Raw genomic sequence first — 14,766 nt, 5'->3', positions numbered from 1 at the left:
CGGAGCGTGCGGATTGCCCTGGTAGGGTCGACGCCGTTCCACCCGACATCCTTTAACGTCCGTCCCGTGAGGCGGTCAAGGAGGTCCGCACACCCATGAGTGGTGACCACGACACGAGCCCGGCCCGTTCCGTCCTGGAGGCGCCGGACATCGCGCGGGCGTTGACCCGCATCGCGCACGAGATCGTCGAGCGCGCCAAGGGCGCCGACGACGTGCTGCTTCTCGGCATCCCGACCAGGGGGGTCTTCCTGGCCCGCCGGCTGGGCGACCGGCTCCGCGAGATCACAGGGCACCCGGTCCCGCACGGCTCGCTCGACATCACGATGTACCGCGACGACCTGCGGCTGCGCCCGGCCCGCGCGCTGGGCCGCACCGAGATCCCCGAGTCCGGCGTCGACGGACGGCTGGTCGTCCTCGTCGACGACGTGCTCTTCTCCGGACGCACCATCAGGGCCGCGCTGGACGCGCTCGGCGACATCGGCCGGCCGCGCGCCGTGCAGCTGGCGGTCCTGGTCGACCGCGGCCACCGCGAGCTGCCGATCCGCGCCGACTACGTCGGGAAGAACATCCCGACCTCGCTGCGCGAGACCGTCAAGGTCAGGCTCACCGAGGAGGACGGCCGCGACGGCGTGCTGCTCGGCACCCGCGCCCCCGAGACCGGCCGATAGCGCCCCGGTCCGCGCGCCACCCCGGGCCAGCCCCGGCGACTCCCACCCCGCACACCGGCACCCTCCTGCCTTCAGGAAGGCTCACCCACGATGAAGCACCACCTCGTCTCGGCCGCCGACCTCACCCGCGACGACGCCGTGCTGATCCTCGACACCGCCGAGGAGCTGTCCCGCGTCGCCGGCCGGCCGATCAAGAAACTCCCCACGCTGCGCGGCCGAACGGTGGTCAACCTGTTCTTCGAGGACTCCACCAGGACGCGCATCTCGTTCGAGGCCGCCGCCAAGCGGCTCTCCGCCGACGTCATCAACTTCTCGGCCAAGGGCTCCTCGGTCTCCAAGGGCGAGTCCCTGAAGGACACGGCGCTCACGCTCCAGGCCATGGGCGCCGACGCCGTCGTCATCCGCCACCACGACTCCGGTGCCCCCCACCGCCTGGCCACCTCGGGATGGATCGGCGGCCACGTGGTCAACGCGGGCGACGGCACCCACGAGCACCCGACGCAGGCGCTGCTGGACGCGTTCGCGCTGCGCCGCCGGCTGGCCGACGGCGCGCTGGGCGCCGACCTCGCCGGCCGGCGCGTCACCATCGTCGGCGACATCCTGCACAGCCGGGTCGCCCGCTCCAACGTGCGGCTGCTGACCACGCTGGGCGCCGAGGTCACCGTCGTCGCCCCGCCGACACTGGTGCCCGTCGGCGTCGAGAGCTGGCCGTGCGCCGTCTCCTACGACCTGGACGCCGTGCTGCCCGACTCCGACGCGGTGATGATGCTGCGCGTCCAGCGCGAGCGCATGAACGCGGCGTACTTCCCCACCGAGCGGGAGTACGCCCGCCGCTACGGCCTCGACGGGGAGCGGATGGCGCGGATGCCGGAGCACGCCGTCGTGATGCACCCCGGCCCGATGAACCGGGGCATGGAGATCACCGCCGAGGTCGCCGACTCCCCGCGCTGCACCGTCGTCGAGCAGGTCTCCGCCGGCGTCGACGTGCGGATGGCGGTCCTCTACCTGCTGCTGGGCGGCGCGGGCCCGGGCGACGAAGAACCGAAGGGCGCCACGCCGCGCGGCGCCGAAGCGACACGAGGGAACCGAGCATGAGCGACACCCAGCGGACCCTGATCCGAGGCGCCAGGCTCCTCGGCGGGCCGGCCACCGACGTGCTGGTCGACGGCGAGACCGTCGCCGAGGTCGGCACCGGCCTGACCGGCGAGGGGGCCACCGTGGTCGAGGCCGAGGGCCGCGTGCTGCTGCCCGGGCTCGTCGACCTCCACACCCATCTGCGGGAGCCGGGCCGCGAGGACTCCGAGACGGTGCTCACCGGCACCAGGGCGGCGGCCTCCGGCGGCTTCACCGCCGTGCACGCCATGGCCAACACCTTCCCCGTCGCCGACACCGCCGGCGTCGTCGAGCAGGTCTGGCGGCTCGGCCGCGCCTCCGGCTACTGCGACGTCCAGCCCGTCGGCGCCGTCACCGTCGGACTGGGCGGCAGGCAGCTGGCCGAGCTGGGCGCGATGCACGAGTCGGCCGCCGGCGTCGTCGTCTTCTCCGACGACGGCAAGTGCGTCGACGACGCGGTGATCATGCGGCGCGCGCTGGAGTACGTGAAGGCGTTCGACGGCGTCATCGCCCAGCACGCCCAGGAGCCGCGGCTGACCGAGGGCGCCCAGATGAACGAGGGCGTCGTCTCCGCCGAGCTGGGGCTGACCGGCTGGCCGGCCGTCGCCGAGGAGTCGATCATCGCCAGGGACGTGCTGCTCGCCGCGCACGTCGGCTCCCGGGTGCATGTCTGCCACCTGTCCACGGCCGGCTCCGTCGAGCTGGTCCGCTGGGCCAAGTCCAAGGGCTGGCGGGTCACCGCCGAGGTCACCCCGCACCACCTGCTGCTCACCGACGAGCTGGTGCGTTCCTACGACCCGGTCTACAAGGTCAACCCGCCGCTCCGCACCGAGCAGGACGTCCTCGCGCTGCGCGAGGCGCTCGCCGACGGCACCATCGACTGCGTCGCCACCGACCACGCCCCGCACCCGCACGAGGACAAGGACTGCGAGTGGGGCGCGGCGGCCATGGGGATGGTCGGCCTGGAGACCGCGCTCTCCGTCGTGCAGCACACCATGGTCGACACCGGGCTGCTCGACTGGTCGCAGGTCGCCGACCGGATGTCGGCCCGCCCCGCCACCATCGGCAGGCTGCCGGGACACGGCCGCCCGGTCGCCCCCGGCGAGCCGGCGAACCTGACGCTCGTCGACCCGGACCACCGCGCCCCGGTCGAGCCGGGGGCCTTCGCCTCCCGCAGCCGCAACAGCCCCTACCGTGGCCTGGAACTCCCCGGCCGGGTCACCGACACCTGGCTGCGCGGCCGGGCCACGCTGCGGAACGGAGCCCTGGTATGACCCCCGGAGCAACCCTGCTGGCCACGCTCGCCGCCGAGGACGGGGAGCGGCGCTCCCAGCCGGTCACCGACTGGGCCGAGCGCATCGGCTGGGTGATCGGCCTGCTGCTGCTGGTCGCCCTGGTCTACTGGCTGATGCGGCAGGGCTGGAAGTGGCGCGCCACCCTCCAGAGCGACCTGCCGGAGCCCGAGCCGCTCCCGGGCGAGCCGGGCGCGCCGCGGCTGTCGTTCACCGGCCGCTACCACGGCTCGACCGTCGCCGGCCAGTGGCTGGAGCGGATCGTGGCCCACGGACTCGGCGTGCGCAGCCGCGCCGACGTCGCCCTGACCGAGCGGGGCGTGACCGTCGCCAGGCCCGGCGCCGGCGACTTCCTGATCCCCGCCGAGCACGTGCTCGGCGCCCGCCTCGACAAGGGCATCGCGGGCAAGGTCCTCACCGAGGGCGGCCTGCTGGTGATCACCTGGCGGCTGGGCGAGCGGGTACTCGACTCAGGCTTCCGCTCCGACCTGGCGTCCGAGCACGCCGCCTGGGTCGAGGCACTCGGCCACCACCACCCGAACCCGCCGGCCGACGCCGCCCGGCCCTCGCAGACGAACGAACCGGAGGGCGCACGATGAACGCCACCACCCGGCCCGGCGGAAGGACCCCCGCCGAGCTGGTCTTGGAGGACGGCCGGGTCTTCACCGGCCTGGCCTACGGCGCGGTGGGCGAGACCCACGGCGAGGCCGTCTTCTCCACCGGCATGACCGGCTACCAGGAGACCCTGACCGACCCGTCCTACCACCGCCAGATCGTGGTCATGACCGCCCCGCACGTCGGCAACACCGGCGTCAACGACGAGGACCCCGAGTCCCGCCGGATCTGGGTCGCCGGCTATGTGGTGCGCGACCCCGCCCGCACCCCTTCCAACTGGCGTTCACGCCGGGGTCTTGACGAGGAGCTGGCCGCCCAGGGCGTCGTCGGCATCCAGGGCGTCGACACCCGCGCCCTCACCCGCCACCTGCGGGAACGCGGCGCGATGCGGTGCGGGATCTTCTCCGGCGACGCGCTCGCCGAGGGGCCGGGGGCCCGGCTGGAGCGGGTCCGCTCGGCGCCCGCGATGGTCGGCGCCCCGCTCTTCGACGAGGTCGCCACCGAGGAGCCCTACGTGGTGGAGGCCGTCGGCCCCCGGCGGTTCACCGTCGCCGCCGTCGACCTCGGCATCAAGGGCATGACCCCCCGGCGGATGGCCGAGCGCGGCATCGAGGTGCACGTGCTGCCCGCCACCACCGACCTGGAGACGGTCTACGCGTCCGGCCCCGACGGGGTGTTCTTCTCCAACGGCCCGGGCGACCCCGGCACCGCCGACCACCCGGTCGAGCTGATGCGCGGCGTGCTGGAGCGCGGCACCCCGCTCTTCGGGATCTGCCTGGGCAACCAGGTCTTCGGCCGCGCCCTCGGCTTCCCCACCTTCAAGCTCAAGTACGGCCACCGGGGCATCAACCAGCCGGTCAAGGACCTGTCCACCGGCCGGGTCGAGGTCACCGCGCACAACCACGGCTTCGCCGTCGACGCCCCGCTGGAGGGCACGTCGAAGACCCCCTTCGGCGCCGCCGAGGTCTCCCATGTCTGCCTCAACGACGACGTGGTCGAGGGGCTGCGGCTGGTGGACCGGCCCGCGTTCAGCGTGCAGTACCACCCGGAGGCCGCCGCCGGGCCGCACGACGCCGCCTATCTCTTCGACCGCTTCGTCTCCCTGATGGAGGGCCAGCGTGCCTAAGCGCACCGACATCGAGTCCGTCCTGGTCATCGGCTCCGGCCCGATCGTCATCGGCCAGGCGGCCGAGTTCGACTACTCGGGCACCCAGGCGTGCCGCGTGCTGCGGGCCGAGGGGCTGCGGGTCGTGCTGGTCAACTCCAACCCGGCGACGATCATGACCGACCCCGAGATCGCCGACGCCACCTACGTCGAGCCCATCACCCCCGAGTACGTCGAGAAGATCATCGCCAAGGAGCGTCCCGACGCGCTGCTGGCCACCCTCGGCGGCCAGACGGCGCTCAACACCGCCGTCGCGCTGCACGGCGACGGCACCCTGGAGCGCTACGGCGTGGAGCTGATCGGCGCCAACGTCGAGGCCATCCACAAGGGCGAGGACCGCGAGCGGTTCAAGGACGTGGTCGCCGCCGTCCGCGAGCGCACCGGGCACGGCGAGTCCGCCCGTTCGGTGATCTGCCACACCATGGACGAGGTGCTGGCCGGCGTCGACGGGCTCGGCGGCTACCCCGTGGTGGTCCGCCCGTCCTTCACCATGGGCGGCGCCGGCTCCGGGTTCGCCTACGACGAGGACGAGCTGCGCCGCATCGCCGGCCAGGGCCTCGCGCTCTCCCCGACCACCGAGGTGCTCCTTGAGGAGTCCATCCTCGGCTGGAAGGAGTACGAGCTGGAGCTGATGCGGGACCGCAACGACAACGTGGTGGTCGTCTGCTCCATCGAGAACCTGGACCCGATGGGCGTGCACACCGGCGACTCCATCACCGTCGCGCCCGCGATGACGCTGACCGACCGCGAGTACCAGGTGCTGCGGGACATCGGCATCGCCGTGATCCGCGAGGTCGGCGTCGACACCGGCGGCTGCAACATCCAGTTCGCGGTCAACCCGGACGACGGCCGGGTCGTCGTCATCGAGATGAACCCGCGGGTCTCCCGTTCCTCCGCGCTGGCGTCCAAGGCGACCGGCTTCCCGATCGCGAAGATCGCCGCCCGGCTCGCCGTCGGCTACACCCTCGACGAGATCCCCAACGACATCACCCGGGAGACCCCCGCCTCCTTCGAGCCGACGCTCGACTACGTGGTGGTCAAGGTCCCGCGGTTCGCCTTCGAGAAGTTCCCCGCCGCCGACGCCACGCTGACGACCACCATGAAGTCCGTCGGCGAGGCCATGGCCATCGGCCGGAACTTCGCCGAGGCGCTCAACAAGGCGCTGCGCTCCGTGGAGAAGAAGGACGCGCCCTTCGACTTCACCGGCGCGCCCGCCCCCGAGGAGGACCGGGAGCGGCTGCTGCGGCTGGCCGCCACCCCCACCGACGGGCGGCTCGGCACCGTGATGCGCGCCATCCGCGCCGGCGCCACCCCCGAGGAGGTCTTCGAGGCGACGCGCATCGACCCCTGGTTCGTCGACCAGCTCTTCCTCATCAGGGAGATCGCCGACGAGCTGCGCGACGCCGAGAAACTCGACCCCGCGCTCCTCGCCCACGCCAAGCGGCACGGCTTCTCCGACGCCCAGATCGCCGGCATCAGGGGCCTGCGCGAGGACGTGGTGCGCGAGGTGCGCCACGCGCTGGGCGTGCGCCCGGTCTACAAGACCGTCGACACCTGCGCCGCCGAGTTCGCCGCCCGCACCCCCTACCTCTACTCCTCCTACGACGAGGAGAGCGAGGTCGCCCCGCGCGAACGCCCCGCCGTGATCATCCTGGGCTCCGGGCCCAACCGCATCGGCCAGGGCATCGAGTTCGACTACTCCTGCGTCCACGCCTGCTTCGCGCTCAGCGACGCCGGCTACGAGACGGTCATGGTCAACTGCAACCCCGAGACCGTCTCCACCGACTACGACACCTCCGACCGGCTCTACTTCGAGCCGCTCACCCTGGAGGACGTCCTGGAGATCGTGCACGCCGAGACCCTGGCCGGCCCCGTCGCCGGCGTCCTCGTCCAGCTCGGCGGCCAGACCCCGCTCGGCCTGGCCCAGGCGCTCAAGGACAACGGCGTGCCGGTGGTCGGCACCTCGCCCGAGGCGATCAACCTCGCCGAGGAACGCGGCCACTTCGGCCGGGTGCTGGCCGAGGCGGGGCTGCCCGCGCCCAAGTACGGCACGGCGTTCTCCTTCGAGGAGGCCAGCGCCATCGCCGCCGGCATCGGCTACCCCGTGATGGTCCGCCCCAGCTACGTGCTGGGCGGCCGGGGGATGCGGATCGTCTACGACGAGCCGGCGCTGGAGGAGTACCTGCGCCACCACGCGGGGCTGATCTCCGAACACCCGGTGCTGATCGACCGGTTCCTCGACGACGCCATCGAGATCGACGTCGACGCCCTCTACGACGGCCAGGAACTGTACCTGGGCGGCGTGATGGAGCACATCGAGGAGGCCGGAATCCACTCCGGCGACTCGGCCTGCGCCCTCCCGCCGATCACCCTCGGCGGCCACGACATCAAGCGGCTGCGCGCCTCGACCGAGGCCATCGCCAGGGGAGTCGGGGTGCGCGGCCTGATCAACATCCAGTTCGCGCTCTCCGGCGACATCCTCTACGTGCTGGAGGCCAACCCGCGCGCCTCCCGCACCGTGCCGTTCACCTCCAAGGCCACCGCCGTGCCGCTGGCCAAGGCCGCCGCCCGGATCTCGCTCGGCGCCACCGTCGCCGAGCTGCGCGCCGAGGGGATGCTCCCGGCTCAGGGCGACGGTGGGGCGCTGCCGCTGGACGCGCCGATCTCCGTCAAGGAGGCCGTGCTGCCCTGGGCCAGGTTCCGCGACGTGCACGGGCGCGGCGTGGACACCGTCCTCGGCCCCGAGATGCGCTCGACCGGCGAGGTGATGGGCGTGGACTCGGTCTTCGGCACCGCCTACGCCAAGTCCCAGGCCGGCGCCTACGGCGCGCTGCCGCTGCGTGGCCGCGCCTTCGTCTCGGTCGCCAACCGCGACAAGCGCGCCGTGGTCTTCCCCGCGCGCGCCCTGCGGGAGCACGGCTTCGAGCTGCTGGCCACGTCGGGCACCGCCGAGGTGCTGCGGCGCAACGGCATCGACTGCTCCGTGGTCCGCAAGCAGAGCGAGGGCACCGGGCCCGAGGGCGAGCCGACCATCGTCCAGCTGATCCACGACGGGCAGGTCGACCTCATCGTCAACACCCCCTTCGGCACCGGGGGCCGGCTCGACGGCTACGACATCCGCACCGCGGCCGTCGCCCGGGGCGTGCCCTGCCTGACCACCGTGCAGGCGCTGGCCGCCGCCGTGCAGGGCATCGACGCGCTGCTGCGGGACGACGTCGGCGTGGCCTCGCTCCAGGAGCACGCCCAGAAGCTGATCGCGGCGCGCACCCGATGAGCACCGCACGCGACCCACGCGACCACCGTCTCTACCGGCTGGCCTACCGCACGGTGCTGCGTCGGATCGACGCGGAGCGCGCCCACCACGGCGCGTTCGCGTTGATCCGGCTCGCGGCGCGCGTGCCGGGGCTGCGCGCCGCCGTCGCCGCCCGCTTCGCGCCCCCGCATCCGGCGCTGGCCGTCGAGGCGTTGGGGATGCGGCTGCCGGGACCGTTCGGCCTGGCCGCCGGCTTCGACAAGAACGCGGTGGGTGTCCGCGGCCTGGCGCTGCTCGGCTTCGACTTCGTCGAGATCGGCACCGTCACCGGCCAGCCTCAGCCGGGCAACCCCACGCCCCGCCTCTTCCGCGTCCCCACCGACCGCGCGCTGCTCAACCGGATGGGCTTCAACAACGAGGGCTCGGCCGCCGTCGCCGCCCGGCTCGCCGCCCTCGGCCCCGACCGCCCCGCGCTCGGCGTCAACATCGGCAAGACCAAGGCCGTCCCCGAATCGGATGCCGTCCAGGACTACGTCACCAGCACCGAACGCCTGGCCCGCCATGCCGACTATCTGGTCGTCAACGTCTCCTCGCCCAACACCCCCGGGCTGCGTGACCTCCAGGCCACCAGCCGGCTGCGTCCGCTGCTGACGGCGGTCCGGGAGGCGGCCGACCGCTCCGTTCCCGACCGGAGGGTGCCGCTGCTGGTGAAGATCGCGCCCGACCTCGCCGACGAGGACCTCGACCAGGTCGCCGACCTGGCCGTGGAGTTGGGCCTGGACGGGATCATCGCCACCAACACCACCATCTCCCGGGAGGGCCTGCGCGCCCGCCCCGAGGCGGTCGCCGCCCTCGGCGCCGGCGGCCTCTCGGGCGCCCCGCTGCGGGAACGTTCGCTCGCCGTGCTCCGCCGGCTCTACGCCCGCGTCGGCGACCGCGTCACGCTGGTCGGCGTCGGCGGCGTGGAGAACGCCGACGACGTGTGGGAGCGCGTGCTCGCCGGCGCCACCCTGGTGCAGGGCTACAGCGGCTTCGTCTACGCCGGTCCCGGCTGGACCAGCGCCCTCCACCGGGGCCTGGCCCGGCGGCTGGCGGCCAGCCCGCACACCACACTCGCCGACGCGGTCGGCGCTGACGTGAGGAGCGCCCGTCCATGACCCCTCCCGCCTCCCCGCCCGCACCGTTCGGCGCCCGGCTGCGCCAGGCCATGGACCGGCGCGGCCCGCTCTGCGTCGGCATCGACCCGCACCCCGAGCTGCTGGCCGCCTGGGGTCTTGAGGACGACGCCTCGGGGCTCGCCCGGTTCACCGACACCGTGGTGGCGGCCCTCGCCGACCGCGTGGCGGTGTTCAAGCCGCAGTCCGCCTTCTACGAGCGCCACGGGTCGCGCGGCGTCGCCGTGTTGGAGCGCGCGGTCGCCGACGCCAGATCGGCCGGCGCGCTGGTGCTGCTCGACGTCAAGCGCGGCGACATCGGCTCCACCGTCACGGCGTACGCCGGCGCGTACTTCGGCGCGGGCGCCCCGTTGCGCTGCGACGCGGTGACCCTCACGCCCTATCTGGGCTACGAGTCGCTGCGTCCCGCGCTGGAACGCGCCCGCGCGGACGGCGCGGGGGCGTTCGTGCTGGCCCGCACCTCCAACCCGGAGGGCGCCGAGCCGCAGACCGCCCGCACCGCCTCCGGCAGGCCGCTGGCCCAGGCGGTCCTGGACCGGCTCGCGCGGGAGAACGCGGGCGCCGAGCCCTGGGGTTCCTTCGGCGCGGTGGTCGGCGCGACGAACCTGGACTCATCCCTCGAACTGACCATCAACGGCCCGCTCCTGGCGCCCGGCCTCGGCGCGCAGGGCGCGACCGCCGAGGACCTGCCCCGGGTCTTCGGCGCCGCGCTCGGCCAGGTGCTGCCCTCGGCCAGCCGCTCGGTGCTGCGCGAGGGCCCCTCGGAGGCGGGACTGCGCGCGGCGGCGGAGCGCGAGGCGGTCGCGCTGGCCCGGGTCCTGGGCTGACCCGGGCCCGGCCCGGGTGGGGCGAACGGGACGGAACGGGCAGGCCGCGGCCCCGCCACCCGTCGCCGGGGGTGCTCCGGGGTCAACGAAAGAGCCGCCGAAACGTTCCTGGGAGCGTCAACTCCACCGAAAACCGTGGGTATATGTCCGACATGTCGCTGAAGCTCTGTAGCTGACCTGGACTTTTTGTCGATTCTCCCTGACTTATTGCCGTCCCGGCCGCTAGTCTCCGTCGAGAGCGGAGCAGCCGAGCGCGTTGCTCGTTGCTCCGCTGGTGAAGGGCCACTAGGTTCCTCACCGTTCCGTATCCGACCAGTTCGACACCCGAGGTGACGTAGGCGTGGCTCTTCCGCCCCTTACCCCTGAACAGCGCGCAGCCGCGCTTGAGAAGGCCGCCGCGGCTCGCCGGGAGCGCGCCGAGGTCAAGAATCGGCTCAAGCACTCCGGCGCCTCCCTGCAAGAGGTCATCAAGCAGGGCCAGGAGAACGACGTGATCGGCAAGATGAAGGTGAGCGCCCTTCTTGAGTCGATGCCCGGCGTCGGCAAGGTCCGCGCCCGCCAGATCATGGAGCGGCTCGGCATCTCCGAGAGCCGCCGGGTCCGCGGGCTCGGCTCCAACCAGATCGCGTCCCTGGAACGCGAGTTCGGCAGCGCGTAGGTCGCGCGTCCTTCGGTTCTTCGTGGTCCCCCCGGGTGTCGCCCGGGGGTGACCCCCGCCCCGGAACCGCGTCCGGGGCGCGACTCGGTTCCCCCGGGCCCGGCGGGTTCGGGGACGCACCGAGTCGCCGCGGGGGGACCGCCCCGGCCGTGCGGCCGGTGAGGTCGCGCGCCGATCCACGAGGATCCCGACGACGTGCCCAGTCTCCACACCCCGGCCGATCCCTCCGCGCTCGGTGACGGGATTTTCCTCATCGACGCGGGAAGCGGGATAATCGTCGGTATGACCGATCGTCCGCGACTGACCGTGCTCTCCGGCCCCTCGGGGGTCGGCAAGAGCACGGTCGTCGCTCATATGCGCAAGGCTCACCCGGAGGTGTGGCTCTCCGTCTCCGCCACCACCCGCCATCCGCGGCCGGGGGAGCGGCACGGCACCCACTACTTCTTCGTCGGCGACGAGGAGTTCGACAAGCTGGTCGCCAACGGCGAGCTGCTGGAGTGGGCCGAGTTCGCGGGGAACCGCTACGGCACGCCGCGCCGCCCCGTCGTCGAGCGGCTGGAGGCCGGGGAGCCGGTGCTCCTGGAGATCGACCTCCAGGGCGCGAGACTCGTCAGGGAGTCCATGCCCGAGGCCCGGCTGGTCTTCCTCGCCCCGCCCAGCTGGGACGAGCTGGTCCGCCGGCTCACCGGCCGGGGCACCGAGGCGCCCGAGGTCGTCGAGCGCCGGCTGGCCGCGGCCAGGACCGAGCTGGCGGCCGAGACGGAGTTCGACGTGACGCTCGTCAACACCTCCGTCGAGGAGGTCTCCGCCGAGCTGCTAGCCTTGATTCGCTGATCCCGGGGGCCGCGCCGTCCATCGGCCGAGGTCCCCCGAAACCCACCGGAAGGCAGAGCGTGTCCTCTTCCATCACCACGCCCGAGGGCATCATCAACCCGCCGATCGACGAGCTGCTTGAGGCGACCGACTCCAAGTACAGCCTGGTGATCTACGCGGCCAAGCGGGCCCGCCAGATCAACGCGTACTACTCGCAGCTGGGCGAGGGCCTGCTGGAGTACGTCGGGCCGCTGGTGGACACCCATGTCCACGAGAAGCCGCTGTCCATCTCGCTCCGCGAGATCAACGCCGGTCTGCTCACCTCCGAGGCCATCGAGGGCGCCACCGACTAGCCCTCTTCCGGAGCGCGGCCCCGTGCCCGTTCCACGGGCCTCGGCGCCGTTGCCGTCGGCGGTCCGCCACTCGTGACGCGCGCGGTTCCCCGTGTCCCCGAAGCCCGGGGGCGCGGGGATCCGCGCGAGTGGCCCGTTCACCGGGCCTTTCCCTCGCCGTGCGCGCGGGGGCTCCGGACTCCAGGGAAAACTCCAGGGAAAGGGGACAGGCCATGGGTCGGCCCGAGGTCGTGCTGGGCGTGGGCGGCGGCATCGCCGCCTACAAGGCGTGCGAGCTGCTGCGCCTGTTCACCGAGTCGGGACACGCGGTGCGCGTGGTGCCCACCGCCTCCGCGCTGCGTTTCGTCGGCGCCCCCACCTGGGCGGCGCTCTCCGGGCGCCCCGTCCACACCGAGGTCTGGGACGACGTGGCCGAGGTGCCGCACGTGCGGATCGGCCGGGAGGCCGACCTCGTGGTGATCGCGCCCGCCACCGCCGACCTGCTGGCCAGGGCGGCCACCGGGCGCGCGGACGACCTGCTGACCAACGTGCTGCTGACCACCCGCGCCCCCGTCGTCCTCGCCCCCGCCATGCACACCGAGATGTGGGAGCACCCGGCGACCGTGGCCAACGTCGCCACCCTCCGCGAGCGCGGCGCGCTGGTCGTGGAGCCGGACGTCGGCCGGCTGACCGGCGCCGACACAGGCAAGGGCCGGCTGCCGGACCCGGCCGCGCTCTTCGACGTGGCCCGCCGCGTGCTGGCGCGCGGCGCGGCGGCCGAGACCGCCGACCTGGCCGGCCGCCGCGTGGTGATCAGCGCGGGCGGCACCAGGGAGCCGTTGGACCCGGTCCGCTATCTCGGTAACCACTCCTCGGGCAAGCAGGGCTACGCCCTGGCCCGCACCGCCCAGGCCAGGGGCGCCGAGGTCACCCTGGTCGCCGCGAACACCGCGCTGCCGGACCCCGCCGGCGTCCGGGTGGAACGCGTCGGCAGCGCCGAGGAGTTGCGCGCCGCGATGCGCCGGGAGGCTGCCGGGGCCGACGTGTTGGTGATGGCGGCGGCCGTCGCCGACTTCCGTCCGGCCCACACCGTCGGGCAGAAGATCAAGAAGCGCGACGGCGTCGAGCCCGACCCCATCGCGCTGGTGCGCAACGCCGACATCCTGGCCGAGCTGTCCGCCGAGCGCCGCCCGGGACAGCTGGTCGTCGGCTTCGCCGCCGAGACGGAGAACGTGCTGGCCGGCGGGCGCGCCAAGCTCGCCCGCAAGGGCTGCGACCTGCTGGTGGTCAACGAGGTCGGCGGCGGGCTCGCGTTCGGCACCGACGAGAACGAGGCCGTCATCCTGGACGCCGACGGCGGCGAGACCCCCGTCCCGCTCGGACCCAAGGAAGCCCTCGCCGACCGGCTCTGGGACGCCGTGCTGCGCCGTTCCCCGACGCGCTGAACGCCCCCGGCGGCGTGTCCGCCGGCGCTCGCCGGCGCGTACGCCGGGGTGCGCGTCCGAGGTGCGCGCCGGAATCCATCCGTGGATCACTCTGCCCGAGGAGCCCTCTGCGGATACACTGTGCGATGCCGAGTCGGGTCCCACCGGGCTCGGAAGCATAGTCAGCAGCCGCTGCAACCCCAGGGAGCGTTGTGTCCCGTCGTCTGTTCACCTCAGAGTCCGTGACCGAGGGCCACCCGGACAAGATCGCCGACCAGATCAGCGACACCATTCTGGACGCCCTTCTCACCGAGGACCCGGCCTCCCGGGTCGCCGTCGAGACCATGATCACCACCGGACTGGTCCATGTCGCGGGTGAGGTCACCACCAAGGCCTACGCCGACATCGCCACCCTGGTGCGGAACAAGATCCTGGAGATCGGCTACGACTCGTCGAAGAAGGGCTTCGACGGTGCCTCCTGCGGTGTCTCGGTGTCCATCGGCGCCCAGTCTCCCGACATCGCGCAGGGCGTCGACGACGCCTACGAGTCCCGCGTCGGCGGCACCGAGGACGACCTGGAGAAGCAGGGCGCGGGCGACCAGGGCCTGATGTTCGGGTACGCCTGCGACGAGACCCCCGAGCTGATGCCGCTCCCCATCCGGCTGGCGCACCGCCTCTCCAGCCGCCTCTCCGAGGTCCGCAGGAACGGCACCATTCCCTACCTGCGCCCCGACGGGAAGACCCAGGTCACCATCGAGTACGACGGCGACAAGGCCGCCCGCCTGGACACCGTGGTGGTTTCCAGCCAGCACGCCTCCGACATCGACCTCGACTCGCTGCTGGCGCCCGACATCCAGGAGTTCGTGGTCGAGCCCGAGCTCAAGGCGCTGCTCACCGACGGCATCAAGCTCGACACGGAGAACTACCGCCTCCTGGTCAACCCGACCGGCCGGTTCGAGATCGGCGGCCCGATGGGCGACGCCGGGCTGACCGGACGCAAGATCATCATCGACACCTACGGCGGCATGGCCCGCCACGGCGGCGGCGCCTTCTCCGGCAAGGACCCGTCGAAGGTGGACCGTTCCGCCGCCTACGCCATGCGCTGGGTCGCCAAGAACGTGGTCGCCGCCGGCCTGGCCACCCGCTGCGAGGTGCAGGTCGCCTACGCCATCGGCAAGGCGGAGCCCGTCGGCCTCTTTGTCGAGACCTTCGGCACGGCCTCCGTCCCGGCCGAGCGGATCGAGCAGGCCATCACGGAGGTCTTCGACCTGCGCCCCGCCGCGATCATCCGCGACCTGGACCTGATGCGCCCGATCTACGCCCAGACCGCCGCCTACGGCCACTTCGGCCGTGAGCTGGCCGACTTCACCTGGGAGCGCACCGACCGCGTGGACGCGCTGCGCACCGCCGCCGGGCTCTGAGCCGGCGGCC

Annotated in this window: 13 protein-coding genes; all 13 read left to right on the top strand. The window is 73.1% G+C overall.

Annotation, left to right across the window (positions count from 1 at the left end):
- Positions 1-95: 95 nt before the first annotated feature.
- Positions 96-668 carry a bifunctional pyr operon transcriptional regulator/uracil phosphoribosyltransferase PyrR gene (pyrR, locus tag FH715_RS20750; RefSeq protein WP_139647569.1) on the top strand — a complete coding sequence of 191 codons (573 nt, stop codon included), beginning with the start codon at positions 96-98 and terminating at the stop codon, positions 666-668.
- 90 nt (positions 669-758) lie between these two features.
- Positions 759-1,763, top strand: a complete 1,005-nt coding sequence (locus FH715_RS20745; protein WP_139647567.1) for an aspartate carbamoyltransferase catalytic subunit — start codon at positions 759-761, stop codon at positions 1,761-1,763.
- Complete coding sequence (locus tag FH715_RS20740; RefSeq protein WP_139647565.1) at positions 1,760-3,055, top strand: dihydroorotase; 1,296 nt, start codon at positions 1,760-1,762, stop codon at positions 3,053-3,055. Before FH715_RS20745 ends, FH715_RS20740 begins: the two co-directional genes overlap by 4 nt.
- Positions 3,052-3,672, top strand: coding sequence for a PH-like domain-containing protein (locus tag FH715_RS20735; protein WP_139647564.1), 621 nt, complete (start codon positions 3,052-3,054; stop codon positions 3,670-3,672). Before FH715_RS20740 ends, FH715_RS20735 begins: the two co-directional genes overlap by 4 nt.
- Positions 3,669-4,814: a glutamine-hydrolyzing carbamoyl-phosphate synthase small subunit gene (gene carA / locus FH715_RS20730; RefSeq protein ID WP_139647562.1), complete on the top strand. Its 1,146-nt coding sequence runs from the start codon at positions 3,669-3,671 to the stop codon at positions 4,812-4,814. The genes FH715_RS20735 and carA overlap by 4 nt, the downstream gene beginning before the upstream one ends.
- Positions 4,807-8,127, top strand: coding sequence for a carbamoyl-phosphate synthase large subunit (gene carB, locus FH715_RS20725; RefSeq protein ID WP_139647560.1), 3,321 nt, complete (start codon positions 4,807-4,809; stop codon positions 8,125-8,127). Before carA ends, carB begins: the two co-directional genes overlap by 8 nt.
- Positions 8,124-9,263 (top strand): quinone-dependent dihydroorotate dehydrogenase, encoded by a 1,140-nt coding sequence (locus FH715_RS20720; protein WP_139647559.1) that lies wholly within the window; start codon positions 8,124-8,126, stop codon positions 9,261-9,263. Before carB ends, FH715_RS20720 begins: the two co-directional genes overlap by 4 nt.
- A complete protein-coding gene (pyrF, locus tag FH715_RS20715; RefSeq protein WP_139647557.1) occupies positions 9,260-10,108 on the top strand; it encodes an orotidine-5'-phosphate decarboxylase in 849 nt (282 codons plus the stop codon). The genes FH715_RS20720 and pyrF overlap by 4 nt, the downstream gene beginning before the upstream one ends.
- A 340-nt stretch (positions 10,109-10,448) precedes the next feature.
- On the top strand, positions 10,449-10,766 hold the full coding sequence (locus FH715_RS20710) for an integration host factor (protein WP_097229968.1): 318 nt from the start codon (positions 10,449-10,451) through the stop codon (positions 10,764-10,766).
- Between the two features lie 282 nt (positions 10,767-11,048).
- Entirely contained in the window at positions 11,049-11,600 is a 552-nt protein-coding gene (gene gmk / locus FH715_RS20705) for a guanylate kinase (RefSeq protein ID WP_139647555.1), read from the top strand.
- A 59-nt stretch (positions 11,601-11,659) separates the two neighbouring features.
- Positions 11,660-11,932: a DNA-directed RNA polymerase subunit omega gene (gene rpoZ / locus FH715_RS20700; RefSeq protein WP_097229966.1), complete on the top strand. Its 273-nt coding sequence runs from the start codon at positions 11,660-11,662 to the stop codon at positions 11,930-11,932.
- A 212-nt stretch (positions 11,933-12,144) separates the two neighbouring features.
- A complete protein-coding gene (gene coaBC / locus FH715_RS20695) occupies positions 12,145-13,356 on the top strand; it encodes a bifunctional phosphopantothenoylcysteine decarboxylase/phosphopantothenate--cysteine ligase CoaBC (protein ID WP_139647553.1) in 1,212 nt (403 codons plus the stop codon).
- A gap of 191 nt (positions 13,357-13,547) precedes the next feature.
- Positions 13,548-14,756 carry a methionine adenosyltransferase gene (gene metK / locus FH715_RS20690; RefSeq protein WP_139647552.1) on the top strand — a complete coding sequence of 403 codons (1,209 nt, stop codon included), beginning with the start codon at positions 13,548-13,550 and terminating at the stop codon, positions 14,754-14,756.
- Positions 14,757-14,766: the final 10 nt, after the last annotated feature.

It is taken from the genome of Streptomyces sedi (assembly GCF_006335015.1).
Taxonomy (GTDB): domain Bacteria; phylum Actinomycetota; class Actinomycetes; order Streptomycetales; family Streptomycetaceae; genus Streptomyces; species Streptomyces sedi.
Note: the sequence above shows the minus strand (reverse complement) of the source record. Positions and strands in the feature narration are given on the sequence as shown.